General features: G+C 49.5%; 23 protein-coding genes. 9 read left to right on the top strand and 14 right to left on the bottom strand.

The window, feature by feature from the left end; genetic code table 11:
- Positions 1-4: 4 nt before the first annotated feature.
- The 3 genes from msrA to CWB99_RS02095 are packed head-to-tail and all read right to left on the bottom strand — an operon-like array spanning position 5 to position 4701.
- Positions 5-538, bottom strand: a complete 534-nt coding sequence (gene msrA, locus CWB99_RS02105; RefSeq protein ID WP_138549876.1) for a peptide-methionine (S)-S-oxide reductase MsrA — start codon at positions 536-538, stop codon at positions 5-7.
- The gene (locus CWB99_RS02100) at positions 538-3648 is read right to left on the bottom strand and encodes an efflux RND transporter permease subunit (protein ID WP_138549875.1); all 3111 of its coding nucleotides are present in this window, start codon (positions 3646-3648) and stop codon (positions 538-540) included. Before CWB99_RS02100 ends, msrA begins: the two co-directional genes overlap by 1 nt.
- Before the next feature lie 3 nt (positions 3649-3651).
- Positions 3652-4701: an efflux RND transporter periplasmic adaptor subunit gene (locus CWB99_RS02095; protein ID WP_138549874.1), complete on the bottom strand. Its 1050-nt coding sequence runs from the start codon at positions 4699-4701 to the stop codon at positions 3652-3654.
- Positions 4702-4946: 245 nt separating this feature from the next.
- On the opposite strand from CWB99_RS02095, the gene CWB99_RS02090 reads away from it, so the two are divergent.
- The 5 genes from CWB99_RS02090 (at position 4947) to CWB99_RS02070 (ending at position 9271) form a co-directional block, all read left to right on the top strand.
- Positions 4947-5663, top strand: a complete 717-nt coding sequence (locus CWB99_RS02090; protein ID WP_138549873.1) for a DUF2982 domain-containing protein — start codon at positions 4947-4949, stop codon at positions 5661-5663.
- Positions 5664-5675: 12 nt separating this feature from the next.
- Positions 5676-6008 carry a hypothetical protein gene (locus CWB99_RS02085; RefSeq protein WP_138549872.1) on the top strand — a complete coding sequence of 111 codons (333 nt, stop codon included), beginning with the start codon at positions 5676-5678 and terminating at the stop codon, positions 6006-6008.
- A gap of 141 nt (positions 6009-6149) precedes the next feature.
- Positions 6150-7835, top strand: coding sequence for a DUF1566 domain-containing protein (locus tag CWB99_RS02080; protein ID WP_138549871.1), 1686 nt, complete (start codon positions 6150-6152; stop codon positions 7833-7835).
- Positions 7835-8368, top strand: a complete 534-nt coding sequence (locus tag CWB99_RS02075) for a DUF1566 domain-containing protein (RefSeq protein WP_138549870.1) — start codon at positions 7835-7837, stop codon at positions 8366-8368. The genes CWB99_RS02080 and CWB99_RS02075 overlap by 1 nt, the downstream gene beginning before the upstream one ends.
- Before the next feature lie 177 nt (positions 8369-8545).
- Positions 8546-9271, top strand: coding sequence for a YggN family protein (locus tag CWB99_RS02070; RefSeq protein ID WP_138549912.1), 726 nt, complete (start codon positions 8546-8548; stop codon positions 9269-9271).
- Here the strand turns inward: CWB99_RS02070 and CWB99_RS02065 are convergent.
- Genes CWB99_RS02065 through zapB form a run of 7 tightly spaced genes read right to left on the bottom strand, consistent with a single transcriptional unit; the run spans position 9258 to position 14396 of the window.
- Positions 9258-10100: an amidohydrolase family protein gene (locus tag CWB99_RS02065; RefSeq protein ID WP_138549869.1), complete on the bottom strand. Its 843-nt coding sequence runs from the start codon at positions 10098-10100 to the stop codon at positions 9258-9260. The two genes, CWB99_RS02070 and CWB99_RS02065, sit on opposite strands and share 14 nt — an antisense overlap.
- Positions 10097-10825: an SDR family NAD(P)-dependent oxidoreductase gene (locus tag CWB99_RS02060; RefSeq protein ID WP_138549868.1), complete on the bottom strand. Its 729-nt coding sequence runs from the start codon at positions 10823-10825 to the stop codon at positions 10097-10099. Before CWB99_RS02060 ends, CWB99_RS02065 begins: the two co-directional genes overlap by 4 nt.
- 9 nt (positions 10826-10834) lie before the next feature.
- On the bottom strand, positions 10835-11329 hold the full coding sequence (locus tag CWB99_RS02055; protein WP_138549867.1) for an FKBP-type peptidyl-prolyl cis-trans isomerase: 495 nt from the start codon (positions 11327-11329) through the stop codon (positions 10835-10837).
- 41 nt (positions 11330-11370) lie between these two features.
- Positions 11371-12864 carry a transglycosylase SLT domain-containing protein gene (locus CWB99_RS02050; protein ID WP_249331618.1) on the bottom strand — a complete coding sequence of 498 codons (1494 nt, stop codon included), beginning with the start codon at positions 12862-12864 and terminating at the stop codon, positions 11371-11373.
- 48 nt (positions 12865-12912) lie between these two features.
- Positions 12913-13881: a hypothetical protein gene (locus CWB99_RS02045; protein WP_138549866.1), complete on the bottom strand. Its 969-nt coding sequence runs from the start codon at positions 13879-13881 to the stop codon at positions 12913-12915.
- Positions 13882-14169 carry a cell division protein ZapA gene (locus tag CWB99_RS02040; protein WP_138549865.1) on the bottom strand — a complete coding sequence of 96 codons (288 nt, stop codon included), beginning with the start codon at positions 14167-14169 and terminating at the stop codon, positions 13882-13884.
- Complete coding sequence (gene zapB / locus CWB99_RS02035) at positions 14169-14396, bottom strand: cell division protein ZapB (RefSeq protein ID WP_046005422.1); 228 nt, start codon at positions 14394-14396, stop codon at positions 14169-14171. Before zapB ends, CWB99_RS02040 begins: the two co-directional genes overlap by 1 nt.
- 223 nt (positions 14397-14619) lie before the next feature.
- Between zapB and CWB99_RS02030 the strand changes: the two genes are divergently transcribed.
- Positions 14620-15456, top strand: coding sequence for a 23S rRNA (adenine(2030)-N(6))-methyltransferase RlmJ (locus CWB99_RS02030; RefSeq protein ID WP_138549864.1), 837 nt, complete (start codon positions 14620-14622; stop codon positions 15454-15456).
- A gap of 17 nt (positions 15457-15473) precedes the next feature.
- Here CWB99_RS02030 and CWB99_RS02025 read toward each other — a convergent pair whose 3' ends face one another.
- Entirely contained in the window at positions 15474-16262 is a 789-nt protein-coding gene (locus CWB99_RS02025; RefSeq protein ID WP_138549863.1) for a substrate-binding periplasmic protein, read from the bottom strand.
- Positions 16263-16409: 147 nt separating this feature from the next.
- On the opposite strand from CWB99_RS02025, the gene CWB99_RS02020 reads away from it, so the two are divergent.
- Positions 16410-17687, top strand: a complete 1278-nt coding sequence (locus tag CWB99_RS02020; protein ID WP_138549862.1) for an EAL and HDOD domain-containing protein — start codon at positions 16410-16412, stop codon at positions 17685-17687.
- Between the two features lie 109 nt (positions 17688-17796).
- Here CWB99_RS02020 and CWB99_RS02015 read toward each other — a convergent pair whose 3' ends face one another.
- The 3 genes from CWB99_RS02015 to CWB99_RS02005 form a co-directional block, all read right to left on the bottom strand.
- A complete protein-coding gene (locus CWB99_RS02015) occupies positions 17797-19284 on the bottom strand; it encodes an exopolyphosphatase (RefSeq protein ID WP_138549861.1) in 1488 nt (495 codons plus the stop codon).
- 10 nt (positions 19285-19294) lie between these two features.
- Positions 19295-21382 (bottom strand): polyphosphate kinase 1, encoded by a 2088-nt coding sequence (gene ppk1 / locus CWB99_RS02010; protein ID WP_138549860.1) that lies wholly within the window; start codon positions 21380-21382, stop codon positions 19295-19297.
- Between the two features lie 206 nt (positions 21383-21588).
- Entirely contained in the window at positions 21589-22092 is a 504-nt protein-coding gene (locus tag CWB99_RS02005; protein WP_054014383.1) for a glycine cleavage system protein R, read from the bottom strand.
- Between the two features lie 466 nt (positions 22093-22558).
- Between CWB99_RS02005 and CWB99_RS02000 the strand changes: the two genes are divergently transcribed.
- Positions 22559-24793, top strand: coding sequence for an ABC transporter permease subunit (locus CWB99_RS02000; RefSeq protein WP_138549859.1), 2235 nt, complete (start codon positions 22559-22561; stop codon positions 24791-24793).
- 15 nt (positions 24794-24808) lie between these two features.
- On the top strand, positions 24809-26458 hold the full coding sequence (gene pstA / locus CWB99_RS01995) for a phosphate ABC transporter permease PstA (protein WP_138549858.1): 1650 nt from the start codon (positions 24809-24811) through the stop codon (positions 26456-26458).
- Positions 26459-26481 lie beyond the last annotated feature (23 nt).

Below are 26481 nucleotides of genomic sequence, written 5' to 3'. Positions count from 1 at the left end.
GGTTTCATTCGTCCAGGTATGTGGCAAACTTCTCAGCGAATGCGGCTAATTTGGGCGCTATCATCACGCTACAGTACCCCTGGTTAGGGTTGTTGGTATAGTAATCCTGATGATACTGTTCAGCAGGATAGAAGTGCGTTTGGGGCGATACTTCGGTCACTATGGGTGCGCTCAGTGTGGGCGCTAACCCATCAATATACTGCTGAGTTAACGCTTGCTGCTCTTGAGAGTGATAAAACACTACGCTGCGGTATTGAGTACCTATGTCATTGCCCTGGCGATTTAGCTGGGTGGGATCATGCAACGCAAAGAACATTTCCAGCAGCACAGAAAAGTCTACCTGCTGGGGATCAAAGGTGAGCTGAACGACTTCAGCATGGCCGCTTTGACCGGTACAGATCTGCTCATAAGTCGGGTTGTCGGTATGACCGCCGGCATAACCAGACGCCACTTGCGTGACCCCCCGGACTCTGCGAAAGGCGGCATCAATACACCAAAAACAGCCGCCACCAAAGGTGGCAATTTGCTGGCTCATCATTAAATCTCCCGTTCCTGTTGTGTTTGCGGGTGGGCGTCATGCTGCTCTAACAGCTTGTCGCTGGTTGCCTGTGGTGACTGAGTGCGGCGTGCCAGCATGCTGTACGCACAGGGGATCACAAACAGCGTTAAGATGGTCGCAACGCTCACCCCGGCAAATACCACCACCCCGATCACCATACGGCTTTCAGAGCCCGGGCCTGAAGCCAGCACCAGCGGAATGGCACTCATCACTGTGGTCAGTGAGGTCATGATAATGGGTCTGAGTCGTTGCACCGCCGCATCGATAATCGCCTGCTCAAAGGCCACACCTTTGTCTCTGAGCTGGTTGGCAAACTCAACGATCAGAATACCATTTTTAGCACTGAGTCCAATCAGCATCACGATCCCGATTTGGCTATAGATGTTCAGCGAGCTGTCGGTGGCGTACAGGCCAAACATGGCACCGACCAGGCCCAGAGGCACCGTCAGCATGATCACCAGTGGGTGAACAAAGCTTTCAAATTGTGCGGCCAGTACCAAGAAGGTCACGGTCAGAGCCAAAATAAAGACGTAGGTCATGGCCGACGCGCCTTCATAAAACAGCTGAGATTCGCCTTTGTAGTCGACGGCCCCGTCAATGTCATTTTCTTCCGCTGCAACCTGGTTCAGGAAATCCAGTGCCTGCTCCAGTGTATAACCTGGCGCCAGGTTTGCAGTAATTGTAATGGCTCGCATTCGATTGTAGCGATTTAACCGTGAAGCCGTGGCCTCTTCGCGAATGGTGATCAGGCTGTCCAGCGGCACCAGTTGATCGCTGCGCGAGGTGACATAAATGTCGGCGATATCGTTTGGTGCACTGAAATCGGCCTTGGTGCCTTTGAGGATCACGTCGTACTCTTCACCCCGGTCAATGAAGGTCGTAACACGACGCTGGCCCAGCATGGTTTCAAGTGTACGGCCAATATCACTGACCGAGACGCCCAGATCGGCTGCCTTGAGTTTGTCTATGCTGATTAAAAACTGTGGGAAAGTTTCTTTATAGTCGTGGTCGAGTCTCACCAGCCCCTGATTGGTGCGGGCACGGTTGAGAATACGATCACGCCAGTCTACCAGTTCGTCATAGTCATTCCCCTGCAGGACGAACTCGATAGGGCGGGACTGACCCCCACCACCTATGCCTCGACGCATAATGGCAAAGGCACGCACATCGGTGACTTCACGCATCTGGCCACTGATCTCACCCATCACTTCCCAGGTTGAGCGTTTACGTTCGTCCCAGTCTGGCATGCCGACAATGGCCACACCACCGCGGCCTCCCCAGCCAGGTACACGCACCAGAACGCGGCTCAGTTCTTCTTTTTCGACATACGGCAGCAGACGTTGTTCAATCTCGGCCATATTGGCGGCGTTATTTTCATAGCTGGCGCCTTCAGGGCCATTCATCATGATGAAAAAAGTTCCCCGGTCTTCTTTGGGGGTCAGTTCTGACGGGATCTGCTGGAACAAGGCGTAGCTTGCAAAGCCAGCCAGTGCGAGCGTCAGCAGCAAGCTGTAACGTCGAGTGATGTTGTCGCTGATCACATTACGGTAGGCAGACTCCAGACGACCAAATTGGCTGTCCATCCACTGAGAAAACTTACTTTCTTTATTGCTGGCTTTGAGTACTTTAGAGCACAAAGCGGGCGACAGGGTAAGTGCCGTAATGCTGGAGAAGATCACGGCCGCACTGACTGCCAAAGCAAACTCGGTAAATAAGGCACCGATGCGTCCTTCCATAAACACCAGAGGGACGAAAACGGCAACCAGCACTAAGGTGGTGGCGATGATGGCAAACCCCACTTCTCGTGCTCCGCGATAGGCCGCAAGCAACCTGGGTTCACCCAGTTCGATACGACGATGGATATTTTCCAGCATCACAATGGCGTCATCCACTACCAAGCCGATGGCGAGCACCAGCGCCAGTAACGTCAGGAGGTTGATGGAGTAACCCATAGCAAATAAGAAGGTAAAAGTGGCAATTAGCGCGATGGGTACCGTGATTGCGGGTATCAAGGTGGCACGGATGTTACCTAAAAACAGGAATATCACTAAAACCACCAGTCCCATGGCGATAGCGAGTGTGCGATACACCTCGATAATAGACTCGCGAATAAACACGGACGAATCGTAACTGTCCTGAATGGTGGTGCCCTCAGGCAGGTTACGCTTGATTTTTTCTAGTTCTTTGCGGGCATTGTCGACGACATCCAGTGTATTGGCTTTGGCTTGCTTAACAATCCCCAGGCCTATCATGTTTTTACCGTTACCGCGGAAAGTACTTTCAACATCTGCTGCTTCCAGGCGAACATCAGCCACTTCGCCAAGCCGCACCAGATAACCCTGAGCACCGCGTTTGATCACCAGGTTATTAAAGTCTTCCTGGGTTTTGTAGCTTCGGGCAATACGCACCGCAAAGTCTCTGTCGATAGACTCGATTTCTCCGGCAGGCAGTTCGACATTCTCGTTACGTAACACTCGCTCTATGTCGCTGGCGGTAATATCTCGGGCTGCCATTGCGCGACGATCCAGCCAGATCTTCATGGCGTATTTGCGCTCTCCGCCAATCCGGACATTAGAAACACCATCCACCACAGCCAGTCTGTCGACAATAAATCGTTGGGCATAGTCGGATAGTTGCAGCGTATCCATGGTTTCGCTGTTAAGCACGAACCAGGCGATAGGGCTTTCATCACTGTTAGACTTGGAGACCTCGGGAGGACGAACCTGCTCGGGTAAACGGTCCAGTGCCCGGGATACACGCTCCCTTACATCATTGGCGGCAGCATCGATATTACGGTCTATGTTGAACTCAATGGTGATGTTTGAACGACCATTGCGGCTGGATGAGGTGATGCTTTTGATCCCCTCAATACCCGAGATACGGTTTTCCAGCACCTGAGTTATCTTGGTTTCGACTACCTCTGCTGATGCACCGGTATAATCGGTGCTGACACTGACAATCGGTGTTTCGATGTCTGGGTACTCGCGCAGTGGCAGCATGGTGAAAGCAACCAAACCAAAGGTCAGCAGTAATAAGTTAATGACGATGGCAAAAACCGGCCGTTTTACGGCTGTATCTGTGATCCGCACGTTTTACCCCTTAACCACAACGGTGCTGCCATTACGAATCTTGGTGGTGCCTTCAGTGATGATCTGCTGACCAGCAGATAATCCATCAACAGCAACCCAGCCCTGGAAGCGAGACAGGACATTAACCTGTTGTTGTTTTGCCTTACCCTCGTTGATGGTGAAGACAAAGTGTTTATCCTGTCTCGGGATCAGGCTTTTTTCCGGCACCATCAGGGCGTTTAACTCGCCCAAAAAGAGTGAAACATGCAATAACATACCGGGTCTGAGTAAATCTTTTGGATTATCGAAGCTGGCCGTCACGCGAATACTGCGGGTTGCATCATCAATGCGTGGGTCGATATGCGTAATGATGCCCTCGAATGTGCTCTCTGGGTAGGCATCACTGGATACAGCTGCGCGCATGTTAAGTTGAAGCTGAGCAAGGTACTTTTCTGGCACCTGGAAGTCAACTTTGATGATGCTGATATCGTCAAGTGTGGTCAGCACACTGTTATTATTGACGAAGCTGCCGACTGATACCTGACGCTTGCCCAGTATGCCGTCAAAGGGCGCATAGATAGCCATTTCTGCCAGCTTTGTTCGGGCCGTTTGTAATTGAATTTCCAGTGCATCAACAACCGCATGCTGACTGTCCAGCTGAGAACGTGCTGCGGACTGAGTTTTTGATAATTCGGTTAGGCGTTTCAGCTGACGGAGTTCTTCTTTAAGGTTGACCTCTAACTCTTGCACTGCTAATTGTTCTTTTAAATCTTGCAGCTGGGCAAGTTTATCACCCTGTTTTACCCGGTTCCCATCATCGAAGTACAGCGCACTGATGTAATCGCTTTGTGCACTGGTGATGTTCAGCGCATGATTGGCACGAGCTGAGCCAATCGCGTTAATGGTAATGTCTCGGCTTTGCTGATCGACCGTCACCGCAGCAACCTGAGTCGGAGCGCCGGAAAAGGATTTGCTTTTACCATTGCTGGCAGGCAAATAGAGATAGCCGCAAAGTGCAATAAGCACTAAAATTATAAAAGGAAAGAGGGCTTTACCCGATTGACTGGCGCGCATAATTGATTCTCGTTGACTGCGGGGCTTTAGTGTACAAAAATTCCAAATAGAGCATATTGTCGAACGTCCTGTATATTTGTGCGTTAAACGAAAAGCGAGCAAAATGGCTCACACCGTGTTGAATTTTGTACCCAAAAATTAAGGCATTATGAAAAAATCGAAACCATGCCCAAGGTGTTTGAAAATACGTAAAATGGTGTTCTGGGGGATCATTATGTACGGTTTTTATTTGTGGTTTTATAGTTATGGTTGAACCAGTTAAATTACGCGCGCTGGCTAATCGCCACAGCATTGAGTTTATGCTGGTTGGTGCAATAGCACTGGTTATTATCATGGTCTTTGTCACCTTACGGGCAACGCCAATCAGTTTACTTGAAATTGCACTGGCAAGTGCCGCGATAGTTGCGATTATGCTTGGCTTTTTAAAAAGCCAGCAGCCTTATTATAGTATTGAAATGAGTCCACAGCGGCTTGTCTATTATCATAAGTTTGGTGAATTCTTGCTTGAGCATCATAATTTTCACTCGTGTGGCGTGCCAAGTGTCACTCAAGGAGTTGAAACGCTTGAGTTAAATGTTGTAGGTATTAAACTAAAAGATATCGACGTATTTTTATCCGACCTGACACCCAGGTTGGCTGGAAAATTGCTGATAGAACAGCGGAATATTTTTTTACAAGCTGTTAAAATACATTGCAGTAATGGCAATTGCCCATCAGAATGGCTGATTGAAGAGGCGAATTATACCTCCCCCAGTGGTCAAGCATATTCTGGATTAATGGCGATGTTCGCAAATCGGATGCAGAACTTTAAAACGCTGACAGGCTACGACTTGATGTTGCCTGCTAACGTACTCGACAGGGATATCTGGCAATTTGCCACTGTCATGAATCGTTGGAAGTTATCACCCGAAGAGGTGGTCAAAAACTTGCATAGTGAGTTGGCTACCTCAGCAATGAAGTAACAGGATAAATACATGAGCTTTGATAAAGCTTTTATTAAAAGTGGTCGCAACACCATTATCCACAAAGAGAAAAAGCTCGATTTAGTTGTCGTGAATGGAGAAAATCACCCAAAAATCAAGGTGACTCCGACCGGATTAGTGCCGTTCAAAGAAGAACTGCCAAGAAACCGTCGCGAAGCCAAAGAGCGTTACTTAGAGGTAGTTCACGTGGCCAGCGTGGATGTGTTTGGTGAAGTAAAGAGACTGTTGTTTATTCAGGCGCTTGACGGGCGTGAGTATAAGGTAGATTACAGCAAAGTAGGCACTAAGTTATTTGTTCGGATCCACCAGGATAGTTACCTCTAAGCTTTTCAATGTACACCACACTTGCGTGCAGAGCAGGGGATAACCTTGCCTGCGGTGCACTATTCCATGGTTTAGGTACAATCGTCCGTTGGCAGTAATAGCATGCTGTGCAATGGAACAGTCACGTTTTAGGGAGTTACCATGCTGAAGAAGTCAGTATTGGCTCTGGGGTTGGCGAGTATGTTAAGCGCATGCGGTGGCGGCTCCGGTGGTGATGAAAGTCCGAATATCAGCGTCAGTGTGAACGCGGGTTCAGATGTCACCGTCAATGAAAAAATCGAATTTACACTCAAAGCCCTAGGGTCACCTTCTGGTGGTGTGTTTAGCTGGCAGGTAATTTCAGGCCCCGACATGGAGGGCTTTCCTCAAGAAGGTGAGGAACTGACAGTAACCGCGCCGGATGTAAAGGGAAACAGCCCGGTTGAGCTAGAAGTCAGTTACACGGCTCCCGATGGCACCTCAGCCCGTGATACTTTGATAGTCAATGTCGTGTCAGTCAATTTGTTTCCGCAGGCTAAAATAACGCAAACCGCGCCAGAAAGCGGGACCTCCAAATACGCCGATACCATCACCCTGTCAGGTGTGGACTCTAGCGACCGGGATGAAAATGGTAGCATAGTGGCTTACCAGTGGAAGATGCTGGACGGACCCAGTACCATTACCACCGAGCGTACAGATCAGGCTACCCTGAGTTTTGTCCATCCCTTACTGGCCTCACCGAGCTCGGTTGTATGGCAGCTCACCGTGACCGACGACGAAGGGGGAACTGGTACAACTACGGAGCGGCTATCTTTGTTGGCGAACGATCAATTGGTACTGGCCAATGCCGGGAACGATCAACAAGTTCAGGAGCTGGACACGGTTACTCTGGATGCCAGCAGCAGTGTCACGGTTGATGGTCAGTTTTCCTGTATGTGGGAGCAGGTGAGTAATGGCAGTTCCGTCACGCTGGCAGATGAGCGGGCATGTAAAACCACCTTTATGGCGCCGCTCAAAAGCGGTAATCAGGCCACCTCGATAGACTTTAAAGTCACCTTGACCGACAGCGCGCAACGCACCGGTACGGACACAGTAAACATAGAGATCCTGCCTAAGCCGCTTGGCAACCTAAATGATACCGGCACCACTTTGTGCTACAACAACACAGCGCAGATCAGCTGTGGCAATAGTGATTTTCCGGGACAAGATGCTGAACTTGGGCGGGATGCCGTGGTGCAGTTTATTCCTAAAAGTGGTCAGGGAAACCAGGCTTTTGACTTTACGAAGTTTAGTGAGGAGTTTGAACCACTACCAAATAGTGAAGATAACTTTGCTTGTGTATTGGACAATGTCACGGGGTTAATCTGGGAGGTCAAAGAAGCGACCGCGGGCGTATTACCTAACACCAGCACACGCAACGCACAAAATCACTACACCTGGTTCCTGGCAGGCAAAGCGAATGTCACACCAGGCGCGCCTAACTCGACTTGCCCACAGGATGATTATTGTGGTGTACAAGCCCTGATCGACGCGGTGAATGAAGCCAGTTTCTGTGGGGGGAATAACTGGCGTCTGCCGACCTATATGGAGCTGGCGAATCTACTCGATCACAATAGCAGTGGCGACTACTTGCTTGACCCCACTTACTTCCCCCATGTGCCGGATCAGGCATTGCTGGGGCACCAGTACTACTGGACCACGCAGACGAGTGTGGACGGGACTGACGGAAAAGATGCAAACCTGGTTCGGGCTTTGGTTATCGACATGAAAACCGGCAACGATGTGACACGCAATAAGTCGCAAACCGCTTATGTCAGACTAGTGCGTCGCTACGGGGAGGAAGACTAATGAGAGCATTGATCTTAACTGCAATCGCGTCTGCCAGCTTTAGCTACAGCGCGTTTGCTTCACAAATTTGTGCGTCAGCATCTTTGGTACCTGACACCACGCCAAAGGCGCAGTTTGAAATAAAAGATGATGGTACTGTCTGTGATAAGCAAACTAACCTGATGTGGCAGCGCTGTTCATTTGGTCAGATTTATAATAATGATAGTGGCAGCTGCGATAATGTTGCACAAGAGCTGAGCTGGCAACAGGCACTACAAACCGCCAACGCCCAGGAATTTGCTGGTTACAGCGATTGGCACCTGCCCAATGTGAAGGAGTTGGCCAGCATTGTTGAGCATCGCTGCGTCAAGCCCGCCATTAACGAGGAAGTCTTTCTCGCAACCCTGGAGAAAAACTACTGGTCCAGTACCACAGTGGAAGGTACGCCAAGCAATGCCTGGCTGTTCTCTTTTGGCGATGGCAAAGTGAGCAATGTGTTTAGTAAGAACTCCACCGCTTATGTCAGGCTGGTTCGCTATGCATTTTGCGAGTAGCCTCAGACGCTCATTAAGGCACATGTGTTGCCATTAGGCGCAAAAATTGGCCAGTCCCGCCGCAAACGGGTGGGTTGGCCCCACTAAATTTGCTACGCTCACATTATCTTAAGGTGGAGGTAGCACGTGTTCTGTGTACGCATTTTACAATTCTTATTTATATCCGCTTTATGGCTAATGCCGGCGCTTTCTCAGGCGGCGGGTAAATGTGATGTTGAACTGGGCCATGGCTTGATCATCACAGATTCGGTCATCCGCATCGTCGATAAAAATCAGACCCGGGTGCAGATCAACAATGATAATCAGCTGCTGATCAAAGGAAAATGGATCCAGCTTAGCGATCAGGACACACTGTTACTGAATGAATATGCGCTTGGGATCCGCGACACTGTCCCTGAGCTGGTGAATCTGGCAACTGATGGCGTAAACCTGGGCCTGAGTGCCATAGAGCAGGTCGTCGAGGGCATGTCTGATAACGATCCGGAAGTGCTGAAAACCCAACTGCAATATGTTGAGCGCGCACTGATGGACAAGTTTAAGCGTGGTGAAGACTTCTATTTTATCGCGCCGCAGTCACTCTCTAAAATTGATGACTTTTTTACCAAGGAGATCAGCGAGCGGATCCATTCCGCTGTACATGGCTCTTTGGGGGCGATACTGGTGTCTGTCGGGGACGCGTTTAAAGCCAGAGAAGGCAATATTGAAGATCGTTTCAGCGACATGGGCCAGCGCATGGAAATTATATCCAGTGAAATCGACAAGTCACTTAAGAAGAAGGCCTATCAACTGGAAGAAAAGGCAGATGAATACTGTGAATGCCTTAACGCTTTGGACAAAACAGAGACCCGGCTACAAAGCATAGTTCCGAGTCTGGCCGAATACGATCTCGTTAAGATCCGTTAAACCCATACCAATTTTTGGCATTGGCGTAGCTGAGTCGATGCCAGAGCGCATTGTCTTGCTGGCACAAGGCCAAATATTGATGCCAGACACCCAGGTAATCATGTCGGATCAGGCACACCGGATGGTTAGAGGCAAACATGACTCGCTCAGTGCCAAATAAGTCCAGTAAGCGGGTGAGTTGGTCCTGTAAAGGCAAAGGGGTTGCCAGCAATTCATGCCCTGAAAACTTGATAGCGCAATGCGGGAGTGCTGCCAGTAAGGCCGCATTTTCCAGCCAGCTGTCTGCTTGACCCACCAGCCCGCTATGATTGAGCATAATACGTAAATTTGGCACCTGGCGTGCAATGTTACACAGCTGCGTCACCACATTATGCTGATTGAGCTCAAACTGGGCCTCAAAGTGCAAGCCATTTTCACTCAGGCAGGCAAGATTATCGGCAACCTGGGGAGTGAGCAGGCGTGTTGCATCCTGGCCCTCAGTGATGTCGCGTATGGCAACCAGACTGGGATGTTTTAGTGCTTCCAGCTGGCGACGAAACTGTGCCGCTGGGGCGTCGATCTGTGCATAGCTAACCGCTTTATAACGCGAGGCTGGTAGTAGCTGTGCCAGCCAGTCCAGCTCGCGCCGGGGTTGCTCGTTGTCAAAGCCCGCCTCAATGTGGACACACCCTTCAAGAGAAAAGTCGCTCAGACTGAAGAGCGCATCGGGCAGGTGGTCCTGCCTGATCCGGTCGAGATTAGGCCAGCCAGGCGGGTTATGTTTCAGCCAGTGATATTGACCCTGCTGCAGTGAGAAAAAGTGAAGGTGAGGGTCAATAATTTTGTTCATCGTGCTGTATATCCGCCGTCTATGGTTTGCAAACTGCCGGTAATAAAGCTGGCATCGGGACTCAGTAAAAATACCACCAATGCTGCTACTTCATCCGCCTGACCTAATCGGCCCAGAGGCTGGAGTGCCGCTTCTTCAGCGACAATGGCCTGCTTATCGGCACCGCTTTTTTCACAGTATCGATCGATAGCCTGATGAAACAGAGGTGTTTCTATGGTGCCGGGGCACACCGCATTTGCGCGAATATTATAGCCCGCATAATCCAGTGCTGTGGTCTTGGCCATTGAGGCCAGTGCAGCCTTGGTCAGGTTATAAGCAAACGAGTTAGGCTTGCCTACTAAAGCCTGATCAGAGGAGATCAGGACAATACTACCATCATTTTGCGCTTTCATGGTTGGCAGCACAGCCTGAATGGCGCTATAGGCACCTTTGACATTGAGGGCAAAAAGCTGATCCAGGGTGTGTTCATCGGTGTCTTCTATGGTGGCGCTGAGGTGTTTACCTGCGTTAGACACCAGTGCATCAACACGTCCTGTAGTGGCGATGATGTCTGCGATGGTATCGTGCACTGCGCTTACATCACTGACGTCACAGTGGCGATACTCTCCATGTGACGCAGCTTGAATGTCCAAATTGAACACCTGATAGCCCTGATTTAGCAGACGTTCGACAATGGCTTTACCAATGCCGACGCTGCCACCGGTTACAATGGCAACTTTTTGCATGTGTTTTCCTTAATGGTTGTGACCGCAGCCGCCTTCAGCGTGCACGTGGCCATGTGCCACTTCTTCCGCTGTGGCTTCGCGCACAGACAAGATCTCGATGTCAAAGGTCAGTGTTTTACCTGCAAAAGGGTGGTTAAGATCGCAATCTGCGTTGAAACGGCCTACTTTAATGATCTGTACCTGGTGGCGACCTTGGTTAGATTCTACAATAGCTGTCATACCTGGTTTCCAGACTTTGGCGTTGCCCAGACCCTGCAGGTGCTTAATAGGGATGCGCTGAGTCAGGCCTTCCTGATACTCACCGTAGGCATCCTTTGGTTCCAGCGTCAGGGTCACTTTATCGCCTGCCGCTTTGCCTTCTAACCCAGCTTCCAGGCCTGGCAACATGCCTTCGGCGCCGTGCAGGTATACCAGTGCGTCCTGATTGGTGCTGGTTTCCAGCTGCTCACCGGCTTCGCTCAGGGTGTAGTGGAACTCAACCACAGTATTGTTTGCGATCTGCATAGTAATCTCTTCATTTTCGTAGTGTTGTAGTGTCAGGCATTCTACGGATCGCTTTTCGGCTTGACCAGTGTTTTTAGTTCATCGAGGTAATCTTTGCCGCTCCCTGTACCTACGCTCGGCTGAGGGGTTGCAGGGGCTTCTACTGGCAAGTGAAGGATCAGTGTATCGCCAGGAGATAGCAGACTTTGTGTTGTGAGTTGATTCCAGTCGAGCAAATCTTTCATCGGCACCTGATATTGGCGGCTGAGGGCCCAAAGAGAATCACCGTCCTGAATCACATGATGCTTTTCATAGGTCGCGACTTTAGCTGGCCGTTGTTGCTGTAAATAGGGACTGATCTCATAATCTACTGTGAGGTCGTCTTTGGCATGAGCGCGGTGGATAAGCAATGTTTCGCCAACCCGAATAAGGTCCCGGGTTTTATTGTTGAGCTGTTTTAACTGCGCAACGCTGGTGTTATGTCGTCTTGCGATACCGTAAAGAGTGTCATTGAGCTTCACCTGATAGTGCGTGCTGAACTGACGGCGGTAAAAGTCGGTGGCGAACAACTGCTGTTGATCCATAGGTAGCAGCACCTTAAATGGCCCGTCAGCCGGACTCTGATGACGTAAATACCCCGGGTTGAGCTGATGTAATCGCTGCTTATCAATGTCGAGTAATGCAGCCAAAATGCCAAAATTAAACGCTTGCCCAACATCTAACACGGTCGTTTGTGCTTCATTTGGCAAACTGGGGCGTCGCAGGCCTGTCTCTGGATGCTGTAACAGGTAGCTCAAAGCCAGTAGCTTAGGCACATAGTCAGCGGTCTCCCTGGGTAGTTTCAGATGCCAGAAATGGCTACTACGCTTGTGCTTTTGGTTGTATCTTATCGCCGCTTTAACTCGCCCTTCACCGGAATTATAAGCTGCCAGTGCATGTAACCAGTTACCATTAAACCGCTGCCGCAGATAGTGTAAATAATCGAGTGCCGCATCGGTTGCGGCCAGCACATCCTGACGGCCGTCATACCAGTCATTGCTTTGCAGGCCAAAATGGTAGGCGGTTGCATCAACCAGCTGCCACACTCCGACAGCACCCTGAGAAGAGCGTGCCGTGGGCCGGAAATCACTTTCAACAAAAGGCAACAATGCCAATTCCATAGGCAGCTTTCGTTGTTCTACTTTTTTCACTATGTGATAGAGGTAGGGGGCAGCGCGCTCGTTCACGCTCAATAAGTAATTAGGCTGTGACAGGTACCATTGCACCCGTTTCTGCAGGCGTGCATTGGGTGTAATATCAAAGCTGAGGTTTGCGGCGATATATTGCCAGAGCTCTTGATATTGCTGCGGCTGTTCTGTGATCACCGGCAAAGGGGCGGTGGTGTCTGGTTGCTCAGCTTCCGGGGTTGGTAATTCCTCGCCGGCGAGGTTCAACGCCAGGTTGATATCCGCAGGGGTAGCATGACGTTCCGGGGAGCTGAGACATGCTGTCAGCACCAATGAACACAAGACGATGACACCGCAGCGTAACGAATTAAGTACGCGCCACCAAGACATAAAAAAACGGCCTGAATCTCTCATAAGGTTCACTATACTTGCTGGCGATTATTTATTCAAAGCCTTCTTGTGGGCGAGCACTTTGACAGCCTGAGAGAAATGCTGAGTCAATTGCATCTGGTTGTAGGGTAGACCCTGATAAAGGGGAGTCAGAGCTGCTGGGAAACGGGTATCTGCCTGCGCAGCCTGTTGCTGTGCCAGCGTTAAAAATGTGATTGGTACACTGAGCTGTTCAGCTTTATAGGGTTTACCAAAAGCTGGCAGGATCCAGTCGAGTTGAGGAGTTTGCTGCAAGGCATGCAAAGCAGAGTGCCAACTTGTGTTGCGGACATAGGGCAGCAAGTTTGCGCTCTGTCCGGCGAACAAAGCGCCCTGCTGCACACTGAGCACACTCAGGTCGTAACCGCTTTGGCCGTGAAACTGACTGAGTTTTAGTGTGACTCCGCCCAGTTCCAACTGGGATGGTAGTATGGCCTCGTTCGTGACAGCCGTACTTTGCAACGTTTGCCAGCGGGTCAGCCGCTGCTTGGCCAGCGCCAGCCGTTGTCGCCACGAACCTTGTTGCTCAGCTGGTAGTTTACTTACTCTTTGCTCACTGAGCTCAATACTTTTGGCAAAGTTGCTGAGCTGTGTATCCAGTGCTTTTCGCAGCGTATGGTCGGTGAGCTGTGGCGCCTTTGGCAGGTGTACGCTGGCATTCGGAAAAGCTTGCTTTAACAGCGCCAGCCCGGTGAGCTGGTGCGCTTCGCTGGTAGTGGCGATTAAATGACACAGCGGGGTGTTCAGGCGTTCTTTGAGTTGATTAATCACCTGTTCCAGTGCCACAAAGTCCCCGTGGCTGTCTATCAAGGCGCTACAGGCTTTGCCCTGAATCAGCGCCATATTCGGTAAGATAAAACGGGCTTTTGCTTGGGGTTCTATCAGGGTTATCTGAGCAGAAACCGTATGCCAGTTGGCAGCATGCGCTGTTGGTGCCAGCATCAGTGTGGTGAAGACAGCACAAAGCAGGCGCAGCACTTAAGCGCGCTCTATCTGATTGCTGATACGTTGGGTCAGCTGTTGCAGCGTTTGCTCCGCTTGCTGGGTATCACTTTGCAATGCCAGCAATTCATGACACAGATGCAGCGCAGCGAGCAACAGGGCATTGTGATCGCTGCGCACCGTATCGCGCTGACGCATTTCGTCGACCCGACCATTAAGTAAGTCGACGGCATCAATTAGTGCTTGTTGTTGTCCTGGCGTGCAGGAAAACTGGTGACTCTTTCCCAGCAGGGTGACGGTGACCTGTTCGGGCGATTCTGACATTAGCCTGCCTGACTAGCACTCTGCAGTTTTTCTAACAGTCCACTCAGTGTAGAGCTGGTTTCTTTCTGTTTTTCTTCGCTTTCCAGTACTTCAAGCTGAAGTGTCTCATTTTCATCAATTAATTTGCTGTTTTGCTCTTTGAGCGTGTTTACCTGCTCAGTCAGAGTATTGTTTTGTGCAATAAGTTGATCAATCAGTTGCTCGAGTTGAGGGAGAATTTCTTTCATTTTAAATGCGCTCATTATCACTGTGATTATGTCATGCAAATGTAAAGCAAAGTGCGCTGCAAAGCTAGTGATTAGGGCAGGTTATGCTGATTTTTGTCTCGTTTTAAGCGATAATACCCAATACTAACAATTTTGTTCATTTATGGTTCAGCCGAAGCGCTTAAAAAGCGCGGCTTTATGCGCCAAAGGGATGGACAATGCCCACCTCAATTAGGAGCGGATAATGCTCAGTTATCGACATTCATTTCATGCAGGTAACCCTGCCGATGTCATTAAACATTTGGTACTGGCTCAAGTGCTGGAATATATGACACGTAAAGATAAGCCTTTTGATTATATCGATACGCACTCTGGTGCCGGATTGTTCGAATTGGCTGCCAAAGATGCGCAAAAGACACAAGAGTATCAGCTGGGCATTGCGAAATTGTGGCAGTATTGCGGCCAGGTGGGTGCCATTCAAGATTATGTTGAGCTGGTTAAATCACTAAATCGCGACACACTGGCTTATTATCCCGGCTCGCCCAAAGTGGCTGAACAGTTTTTGCGTAAACAGGACAAAGGCTGGTTTTTTGAATTACACCCGCAAGATCTCAAACTGCTGGAAAAAAACACCGCACATAAGCGCTCTTTACGCGTGAAAGGGGAAGACGGATTTAAAGGCCTGATGGGACTGGTGCCGCCACACTCTCGTCGCGCTTGTGTACTGATGGACCCACCCTATGAAATCAAGTCTGATTACGAGGTTGCGGCTCGCTCTATTATCAAGGCACACAAACGTTTTGCATCGGGCACTTATATGATCTGGTATCCGGTAGTGGAACGTGCGCGGATCGATCAGATGGAACAGACTCTGATTGAGTCCGGTGTGCGCAATATCCAGTTGTTCGAACTGGCTACCGAGGCGGATACCGAAGAACGTGGTATGACGGCATCGGGTATGATTGTCATCAACCCGCCGTGGACACTCAAAGCCACCATGGATGAAGTCTTGCCTGAACTGGTGACGTGCTTATCCTCAGACTCCGGGTTTTTCCGCAGTGAACAGTTGGTGGCCGAGTAAGCTGACTGTGAGTCAGCCTACTCGCTCTGATCCCTGCCCGCGAAGGCATGCTCCAGATAGTAGGTTTCTATCCGGGCGATTTGACCCGATTGCTGGAGTGTCAGAATCGCCTGGTTGAGTCGGGGCAACAGGTGGGCATGCTCGGCTCGCAGACGAATATGCAGCAGGCCCTGTGAATGTAACTGGTTGAAGTGCAAATTTACCTTGTCCTGCTCTGACCAATACTTTGCGGGCAAGTCGCCAACGATGGCCAGCTCCACCCGCCCTTTATCCAGCGCCTGTAACAACGCTCGCTCCGACTCAAAGTCTACTCGGGTAAAAACATCATCGTCATGATAATAGTAACCACGCACTGTACCGACCATTTGACCTGACAAACTGGTGAGAGGCTCCAAGGGCGTGCGTGTTACAACGTACTCGCGAATAGGCAGAATTGCTTCTGAAAAAACAAATCGCGGATCGGTGCGTTGGGATGAGTTTAGCCAGGCGGGGCTGATAAGGTCGAAGTCGATTTTACCGCTCGCGAGATAACGGTTGGTGCGTTTTGCAGGCAGCACGATATTCTCGCCTTGCAGAGATGCCTGCGTCAGTATGCGCACCACTAAATCGGGCAGGATACCCGGATGATGGGGGTCGTTAGTAAAATAGGGATAAAACGTGCCAGAGCCGCTGATGCTGTATTTTAGAGTATGTTGCGCTTGAGTCGCGCTGTGATGCTCAGACAAAGCCGCAACCCCCTGACTGCTAAAAAGCAACGGGATAAGAAAAAGCAGGATGCAAAAATGCGAAATAAGTGTAACACTCATAAGACCTATAATAGTAAAAGAGTGACAGTCTCGGCAACTACCTGAGGTAACTTTGTCGTTACCACAGGGGTGAGAAAATAGATTGCTCAAGGGCGTGAGTTTTCATATGCTGGGACACTGGAAGCCTTTAAAGTACAAGAGTTAAGGATGTTAATGAGCGGTCATATTGCCAAGTCAAAAAAAGACACGGTGCAATATATAGCACGCCAGGCCATATTCAATCGAGAACAGAGCGTGGCTGCCTATGAATTGTTGTATCGGGACTCACACAATAACGCCTTTCCTATCGGGGTCAGCGATGGCCAGGCGACAGGCAGGCTGTTTTTTAATTCTCTGCTCTTTATTGGTGTCGAGCGGCTGGCTGCCGGTGCGCCTGCCTTTATCAATCTGTCAGATGAAACTTTACTGCAAGAACTCCCCAAATTACTCCGGCCACAAGGGCTGGTAATCGAAATTGTCGAGCGTTCCACGAATTTGCCAGAGCTGGTCACCACTGTGACTAAACTAAAAAAGCTGGGATATCGTTTTGCCCTGGATGACTACGATGGCGACGAGCGCTGGGAAGTGCTGTTGCCACTGATGGATTACATTAAAATAGAAGTCCTTGATCCGGTGATCAAAACCACCATGATGCTGAAAAAGCTCAAACGCCGCTTTCCTGATGCAAAAGTGATTGTCGAGCGGATTGAAACCATGGAGCACTATAGCTTTATCAAAAGTGCCGGGGCAGATTACTTCCAGGGCTTTTTCTTCGCAGTACCGGAAATGCTGAACCATGGCAATGTCGAGCCGTCGAAACTGGTGGTACTGGACTTGCTACGTTGCACCGCCAAACAGTCTTTGTGTTTTAAAGAAATTCAGCAAAGGATCGCCAAAGATCTGAGCCTGACGGCGCGGGTGCTCAAGCTGGCCAATGCCAAGGCGGGTGAAGATAAAATCGAGATCCGTTCCATTGCTCAGGCAGTGGTGTATCTTGGTGAAGATGCTATTCGCCAGTTTGTTAAAGTACTGGCGTTAAGTGAACTGGGCGCAGACAAACCCAGTGAGCTGACCAAGCTAGGTCTGGCGCGGGCCAAGTTTTTAGAACAGTTTCTGCTTCCTGGTGGCGATGAAATGGCGCAGCAGGGTTATCTGATTGGTCTGATGTCGGTCCTGGATGCTGTACTGGATGTCGAGCTCTCCGTTATTGTCGATGAATTTTCCCTGGATCCGGACCTCAGCAGCGCGCTGTTAAGCTACAAAGGCTTGATCGGTGGGGCGCTGCGTCTGGCGATAGAAGTTGAGCGCAATAATATTCAGGAAGCCGAACTTATCCTCAATGCCATTCGCCCGGCATCCAGTATTGAATTACTTTTCTCACTGGCGCTGGACAGCCGTGTCTATGCCGATGAAATCTACGCCGTTGTAAAAGAAAAAGTCGCCTAGGCCCGCATACGGGCCTGAGTGCTTAGTGTTCCAGATGAGAAATACTTAATACTGTTAGCGTCCTGTTTGTTCCTTCAAATTGAACAGATATTGAGTGAAATGAATGGTATTAACTCATTGCGGGGAACATAAGTGTCATATTCAGCGTTTTCCAGTATGCCTGCTCTTGTTGCAGGTCGGCTACAAACAATGAGTGCTGAGCCAGCCAGTCGGGCTCGAACGTCAGCAGCAGGCTGTTATCCAGCGCTTCTATTGTGAACTTAGCAACCTGATCAATTTGTCGTTTCTGATGTACCAGAATGGCCAGGCGCAATAAGGTGAGCAGGCGAGCAAAGTGTGTCAGATCGGCTTCTACTAAGGCCGACAGTTCTGCGCGTTTGATTTTTTTGCGATGAAATCGGATCAAGGTGCCCAGCAGCTGTTGTTGCTCCTGAGTAAATCCCGGCAGCTGGGCATTTAATACTATGTAGGCACTGTGCTTGTGGATCCCCGATGAGTTTATTGCCAGCCCCACTTCGTGTAATCGCGCGGCCCAGCGCAGCATCTGCAGATCGACTTCATTGAGTGCCCAGTGCGCTCGCACCATGTCAAACATTTGGTTAAGGGTCTCGCAAATATGCTCCGCATGTTGCTTATCAACGGCATAATGATCGCCGACCGCGCTGATGGTACGGGCACGAATATCAAACTCGTCATTTTGCGCCATTTCCTGCAACAGGCCTTCGCGCAATGAGTTATCGCAATAACTCAGCTCGTCAATATTGAGTTGCCTGAATACCCCGATCAGAATGGCCAGGCCGCCCGCAATGCTGGCATACCGCTCTTCGGGCAGCGCTTTAAGATTCAGCGCACTCAGGGAGTCGGCTTCAATCAGGCGTTGTCTGATCTGTTCCAGCACTGTGAGGGTCAGGGTATCCTGGTTAAATAGTTCCTGAGCGATGGCACATAAGGTTTTAATGGTGCCCGACGTACCGATACAGGTTTGCCAGCCGGCCTTACGGTAGCTGGCGGAAATAGCCTCGATGTTCTGCTCGGCCTTTATTTCGGCTTTGGCAAAGCGTTTGGCCGTCAGTTTAAGCTCCTTGAAATGACTGTTACTGAGCGTCACGCAGCCAATATTGCGGCTGGTGAGTAATTTGTGATCCAGATGTTTGCCAATGATCAGCTCGGTACTGCCACCACCGATATCGATCACCAGGCGGTTGTCGTCGCTGTGAATGTGGTTTGCCACACCCTGATAGATGAGGCGAGCCTCTTCTTGCCCGGAAATAACATTGATCTTAAAAGGAAAAACTTGTTTTGCTTTGGCCAGGAAATAGCGAATATTGCGACAGTTACGCAGTGTATAAGTGGCCACCACTTGCACACTGTGTTTATCAAAGTCCTGTAACGTGGCTGCAAACTGTTGCAGCACATGCAGCGCGCGCTCTATGGCTTCTTCGCTCAGGTTGAACTGCTCATCCAGACCGGCGGCCAGAAACACCCGCTGCTTTTCTTTGTGCAGTAATTGCAGACGACCATCGACCTCCCGCGCGACGACTAAATGAAAACTGTTCGAGCCTAAATCAACGGCCGCGATGGAAGGGTATGTGGTCATAGAGCTGCCCTTATGTGTTGGATTGGTTGCTTTCCCACTTTTTCAGATGGTCATAGATGGCTATCTGGGAGCGGATCTTCTTCTTATTACCGCGACGAACATAGAGATTCTTCTGTTCACTGTCAATGATCCGTGCTTTTGCTCTGTCTTTAAATTGCAGTTCAAGAATATCAATGATCAACTGTTTGAGTGACTCGTCGTAAATGGGAGTGCCAACTTCAACCCGGTGATCCAGGTTACGGGTCATCCAGTCTGCTGAGGAAATATAGACCTGAGGGTCGCCATCGTTTTCAAATACCATGACCCTTGGGTGTTCCAAAAAGCGGTCGACGACACTGATCACTTTGATGTTCTCACTAAAGCGTTGCAGGCCGGGTACCAGAGCACACATGCCTCGAATGATCATGCGGATCTTCACGCCAGCCATAGAAGCATTGTACAAGGCGTCAATCAGCTCTTTGTCTACCAGGTTGTTGACCTTAACAGTGATCTTGGCTGTTTTGCCTGCCTGGGCATTTTGACTTTCCTGATCAATCAAAGCGAGAATTTTTTCTCGTGCATTGATTGGCGAAATCATCAGGTGCTTGAAGTTAAACGGCCTGTAGCTGCTCTCAATGAACTTAAACACATCATCACATTCATCACAGATCTCAGGGTGCTTAGTGAATAGGCTAAAGTCGGTATATATACGGGCGGTTTTTTCATGGAAGTTACCGGTGCCAATGTGGGCATATTTCACAATTTGGCCTTTTTCCCGGCGGTGAACCACACATAGTTTACTATGTACTTTCAGTGCCGGGATCCCGACCATGACTTTGATGCCGTAATCGCTGAGCATTTTCGCCCACTCAATGTTGTTTTGCTCATCAAAGCGGGCTTTGAGTTCGACCATCACGGTGACTTTTTTACCATTTTTGGCGGCATTGATCAGCGAAGCCATCAGTCGGGAGCGTGACGCAACGCGATAAATATTGACCTTGATCTGGGTGACTCTGGGGTCAAACGCTGCCTGGCGTACATATTCCAGCATGTGGTTAAAGGTATGGTAAGGGTAGTAAAGCAGGATGTCCCGCTTGGAAATCGCTCTGAAAATGCTGCGATAGGCGTTAAATGCTTCACTTTGCAGGGGTGGCAGGGGTTTGTTTTCCAGGTAGCCGCGACCGACATTCGGAAAACCAATAAAGTCGCGGAAATTACGATACGGGCCACCGGGGATCAAGGCATCCTGACTGGTGACGCCAAGGCGCTTTTTCATGACTTTGAGGATCTCTTCTGGCATCGCTTCATCGTAAGTCAGTCGCACCGGCTCAGCATATAAACGCTGTTTAAGGCCCTTTGACATTTTATCCAGCAGGCCTTCTTCAATTTCGTCATCCAGGTTGTACTCGGCATCCCGGGTTAGTTTGATTTCATACCCTTCGATGCTGTCAAAGCTGAGGAAGTTTCTGAACACGTCGTGGAGATAAAAACGTACCACTTCGTCGAGCATCACTATGGTTTTGTGGCGTCGGGTTTTTTCCGGTGGCAGCAGAATAAAACGCTCTAAGCGATCGGTTGGCAGTTCCAGCAATGCATGGTGTTGCTTGTCGCCACGCATTTCAACAAACAGGTAGGTCAGGGCATCGTTGATGTGATCTGAGTAGTCTTTACTTTCGCTCAGTAAAATAGGGCACATGTGCTGCAGCACCTGATCCTGAAAGTACTTGGCCAGCCACTGTTGGTGAAAGTCTGACAGCTCTGCCGGCTTTTTAATATGAATATTGTGCTCATTCAGGTCCACCAGGATCTGATCATAAATATGCGAGAACTTTTTGCCCAGCTCCAGCACTTTCTTGTTCATCTGGTTAAGCAGGGCTTCGTCTTCGTCGAAGTCAGTATCAGGCAGGTTACTTAATAAGATGCGACGTTTTACATCGGCAACACGAACCCGGAAAAATTCATCTAAATTATTGGAAAATATGCCTAAGAATCGGATCCGCTCAATAATGGGGTTACTTTTGTCTTTGGCTTCCTGAAGTACACGCTCGTTAAAGGACAGCCAGCTCAGCTCTTTGGCAAAGTAGCTGATGGTAATGGGATCGTTAGATAATGCTTGCATCTTTCTTTCCATGGTAATTAAAGCTGCGGGTAGAATATGTCTGTAGTGTGACACTTATATGACATGTGCTGTCATGTCACCGAATTATCAACAAAGTATAGACCAGCCTCCTTGATCTGGCTTGTTTGACATCAAAGTGCGTGTACAAAAAAGCTAATTGGTGGAATACCCGGTAAGGTAACTTGCAACCTTACCGGTCAGTGCGATCAGGACTGTTCGACATCCACGATCAGATCGCTGGTGATGGCTTCAAGGGCTTCGATAACGTTGTCTTTGATCATACCAGCGGGCAAGCTAACGGTAGCAAATGCACTAAAAATCGGGACTCCCCAATTAGGCGCACTCTGCTGTTTGGAGTTGAGGTGGGTAATGTTAGCGCCTTTGTGACGGATCACTGTTGCCAGCTCCTGGACAATGCCTGGACGATCATTCCCCGTTATCACTAAGTTTAAGGTTTCTGGTTCTGTGCTCTGGTCTTGTTCGCCATTGGCGATGCGTACCTCTAGCCCAGATATATCAAGTACGGCGTTTTGCAGCTCTTGTAAGTGCTCCTCTGCTACCTCAACCTGCACTATCCCTGCAAATTGTCCGGCAAGGTGACTTAAATTACTGGTTAGCCAGTTGCCGTGGTGGTTAAGAATGGTTGAGGAAACTCGTTCTACGAGACCTGGTTGGTCCTTGCCTATAAGTGTTAGTACTAACTGCTTCATATCACATGTCTCTTATTATTGGTGGCTCGGTATCTAAGCCCTGAATGAAAGCGAATAATCGCTCTATAAGCCTAGTAAATGAAACTTATTTGTCTACTTCCGATAATGGATACAATGTAAAAAAATGCAAAAATCACATTGCGTACTGTAATTCGAACCTTACTCCAAGTGTTAAGTTCCTTGGACAGCGAGATATTTTGCGTCTACTGACGCAGTCAAATTGTCATCAGAACGCTGTATTTATGGGGATTGAACACATTTTTTGTCGGGCAATCTGAGAACGGTGGTGTAAAGTTGGGAACTAACATATCCTCTCTGGATCAGAATTCAGCAGGAAAAAACAAGTAATGAGAGTAACTAATGAAAACCTATTCCAGAAAGAGGGCAGACTAGGAACTGGGTGTAACACAACTGTCATCTTGATGAAATATAATGCGCCGCAGTTTGATTATGAAAGGGTATTTTGATGACTTCCAATCCGCAAAAACCATCCTTTAAAACGGATAGAAGCCGTCTCTTTAAGGACCGCTTTGCCCAGTTTGGCATTACCTCAGGTGGGGTAATGGTATTGGTCGCTTTGCTATTGATATTCTTCTATTTGCTTTACGTTGTACAGCCTATTTTCGAATCTGCTAAGGTCGAAAAACGGGTTGATATCGCGTTATCTGCCGAGAAGCGTTATTTCGCTTTGGGTGTGGAAGAGCAAACAGAGATTGCGTACCTGCTGGATAATACCGGTCAGGTTGATTTTTATCAGGTGAAAGGCGATGGCGCAGGGGAGCTTGTCAGCACCTTGCAAACCAAGCTGGACGGCCAGATCACCAGCTTTGCGAAAAGTGCACCATTTTTGGGCCAGTATGCATACGGCCTGGATAATGGCCAGGTACAGATCCTCAAGCCCAACTTTGTGGTCACCTTTCCGGGTAACCAGCGTGTAATGAAACCTCGCCTGGGTTACCCACTTGCAGGTCAGCAGTTGCTGGTCGATGAGCAGCAACAGGCACTGAAAAAATTTGCCTTTAGCCATTACGAAGATAAAACGGCGGTGGTTGCTTTGACTGCCGACAAGCGGGTGATCTTTGCGTCGTTTGCTGCCGAAGAGAACATGTTTACCGGTGAGCTGGAGTGGCAGGTAACACGCACTGAGCTGCCAATCGACGGTCGCATTGACGACTTACTGATTTCACCGGATACCACCCGTACTTTTGTGCGCTCTGCGAATCAGATTTATATTTTTGATACCCGCTTTGCGGATGATGTTAAACAGTTTCAGCTGTTAGCGGCCAACGAAGAAAATGCCAATCTGGTCAGTATGGCGCTGCTGGCCGGTGCCAACTCGCTGATGCTGGCCAATGACAATGGTGAAGTATCACAGTGGTTTGAAGTAAACACGGACGCTGGTCGTGAGTTTGCCAAAATTCGTGCCTTCGATAGCGATAAGAGCAAACACATGAAAGTGCACAGTGAGTTCTATCGTCGTACTTTCTTCACCACCACGGAAAAGGGTGAGCTGGGCGTGTACTACACCACCAGCGAAGCCGAGTTATGGCGCGGTAAAGTTGCAGATCAGGCCATTGATGCCTTCGCGATTTCACCGCGTGCCAATGCAGCGTTATTGCTAACCGGCAATCAGGTGAGTGTGTTTGAGATCCACAATGAGCACCCGGAAGTAACCTGGTCGGCATTGTGGCAGGAAGTGTGGTATGAAGGCTATCCAGAGCCGGCTTACACTTGGCAGTCAACGTCAGCCAGTGATGACTTTGAATCTAAATTCTCGTTAGTGCCGATTTCGTTCGGTACGATTAAAGCCGCTTTCTATGCCATGCTGTTTGCGGTACCGATTGCGCTTTCAGCGGCCATTTACACCGCTTACTTTATGTCGAGCGAGTTACGTCGTGTGGTGAAGCCAACGGTTGAAATCATGGAAGCATTGCCTACCGTAATTTTGGGTTTCCTGGCAGGTCTGTGGTTAGCGCCGCTGATCGAAAGCCACTTACCCGCGATTGTCGCGCTGCTGTTACTATTGCCTCTGGCTATTTTGGGCACGGCACTGGGCTGGACCAAGCTACCTAAAGCCATTCGTCATCTGGTTCCGGATGGCTGGCACTCAATCTTGCTGATCCCTGTGGTATTGCTGGTTGGCTGGGTGTCTTTTGCCATGAGCGATGTCATTGAAGGGTGGATGTTCGGTGGTAACGTACGTCAGTATCTGACTAATGAACTGGGCCTGACTTTCGACCAGCGTAACTCTTTGGTCGTGGGTATTGCGATGGGCTTTGCGGTTATTCCAACGATTTTCTCGATTGCCGAAGACGCAGTATTCAGTGTACCCAGACACCTGTCAAACGGGTCGCTGGCATTGGGTGCAACGCAATGGCAAACACTGGTGCGTGTTGTGCTACTGACAGCCAGCCCGGGTATCTTCTCGGCGGTCATGATGGGCCTGGGTCGTGCCGTGGGTGAAACCATGATTGTACTGATGGCGACGGGTAATACACCGATTATGGACTGGAGTATCTTCCAGGGTATGCGTACCTTGGCGGCGAACATTGCGGTAGAAATGCCAGAATCAGAAGTGGGCAGCTCGCATTACCGGATCCTGTTCCTTGCGGCCTTTGTATTGTTTATTTTTACTTTCGTATTTAACACGATGGCTGAGTTTGTACGTCAGCAGCTACGTGAAAAATACAGCTCAATGTAACTGGAGTGAGATGACATGGTAAGACAGTGGTTTAAGTCAGGATCTCCGTGGATCTGGATGACAGGCGGTGCGGTCAGCATCAGTTTGATCTCTGTACTGGGCCTGCTTGCAATGATAGCGTGGAAGGGCCTGAGCTTTTTCTGGCCTTCTGAAGTGGTTGAAATGCACCTGCAGGGTTCTGTGCAAAAGCAAACCGTGATTGGTGAAATCTACGACCGTGAGCTAGTGCCCAAGTCGCGACTGGAGGCAACGGGCCTGGACTTTTCAAACCATCCGGGCGAGTACATTGAACGTCTGCTGGTTAAGACGGGTAACCGTGAGTATGTTGAGCTGGACTTCCGTTGGATCTTGTCCACCGACATCCAGAGCCAGTCTAAGCCGGCACAAATAGCGGTCTTTGAGCGGACTAAAAATGGTAACTTTTATGGTTATGTTGAGCGTGTTATTCGCGACGGCCAGGTGGTTACAGACAACCCGGTAGAAGCACTGGAAGAAATGGTTGAGCGTGCCGTAGAGCTGAATGACGAAGCACTTGACCTGCAAAACGGTGAGATTGGTCACATTAACTATGAGCTGGAGCGTTTGCGTCTTAAAGAGCGTGCTTATCAGCTGGATGATGAACTGACGCCTGAAATCATCGCTGATCTGGAAGCACAGCGTGCTGCCCTGCGCGAAGAATATAAGGTATTAGAGAAAACGCTGTTTGAACTGCGTAATGGTGCCAAACGCGACGAAGTGGTTGTGCGCGACATGCGTGGTGAAGAAGTGACCTTGCCTTTATACCAGGTTTTAGACTTTTGGTTCCCGAACGACATGGGCTTCTTTGCAAAAGTAGGCCATTATATGTCGCAGATTGGCAAGTTTATTAGTGATGACCCGCGTGAAGCGAATACCGAGGGCGGGGTATTCCCGGCTATCTTTGGTACTGTGTTTATGGTTATGCTGATGGCGGTGATTGTGACGCCATTTGGTGTGGTTGCTGCGATTTACCTGCACGAGTATGCAGCTAAAAATGCCGTGACTAAGATGATCCGTATCGCGGTGATCAACCTGGCAGGTGTTCCGTCTATCGTATACGGCGTATTCGGCTTAGGTTTCTTCGTCTATATGCTGGGTGGTTCTATCGATGCATTGTTTTACCCAGAAGCGTCACCAAGCCCGGTATTTGGTACACCTGGTGTGATCTGGTCAGCACTGACACTGGCAATTCTGACACTGCCCGTCGTGATTGTTTCGACTGAAGAAGGCCTGTCACGTATCCCAAGCACAGTGCGCCATGGTTCACTGGCACTGGGGGCGACCAAAGCGGAGACCTTATGGCGGATCATTATCCCAATGGCCAGTCCGGCAATTATGACCGGCCTCATTCTGGCGGTTGCCCGTGCTGCTGGTGAGGTAGCACCGCTGATGCTGGTGGGTGTAGTGAAAATGGCACCGACCTTGCCGCTGGATGGTAACTTCCCGTATATTCACCTGGATCGGAAGTTTATGCACCTGGGTTTCCATATTTATGATGTGGGCTTCCAAAGCCCGAACGTAGAAGCGGCACGTCCTTTGGTTTATGCGACCGCCTTCTTACTGGTGACCGTGATCATTGCACTGAACATCACTGCAATTGGGATCCGTAACCACCTACGTGAAAAGTTCAGAGCTTTAGAGAACTAATAGTAAAGTATTTAAATAGGTAA

The organism is Pseudoalteromonas rubra, assembly GCF_005887095.1.
GTDB classification, from domain to species: Bacteria; Pseudomonadota; Gammaproteobacteria; order Enterobacterales; family Alteromonadaceae; genus Pseudoalteromonas; species Pseudoalteromonas rubra_E.
Note: the sequence above shows the minus strand (reverse complement) of the source record. Positions and strands in the feature narration are given on the sequence as shown.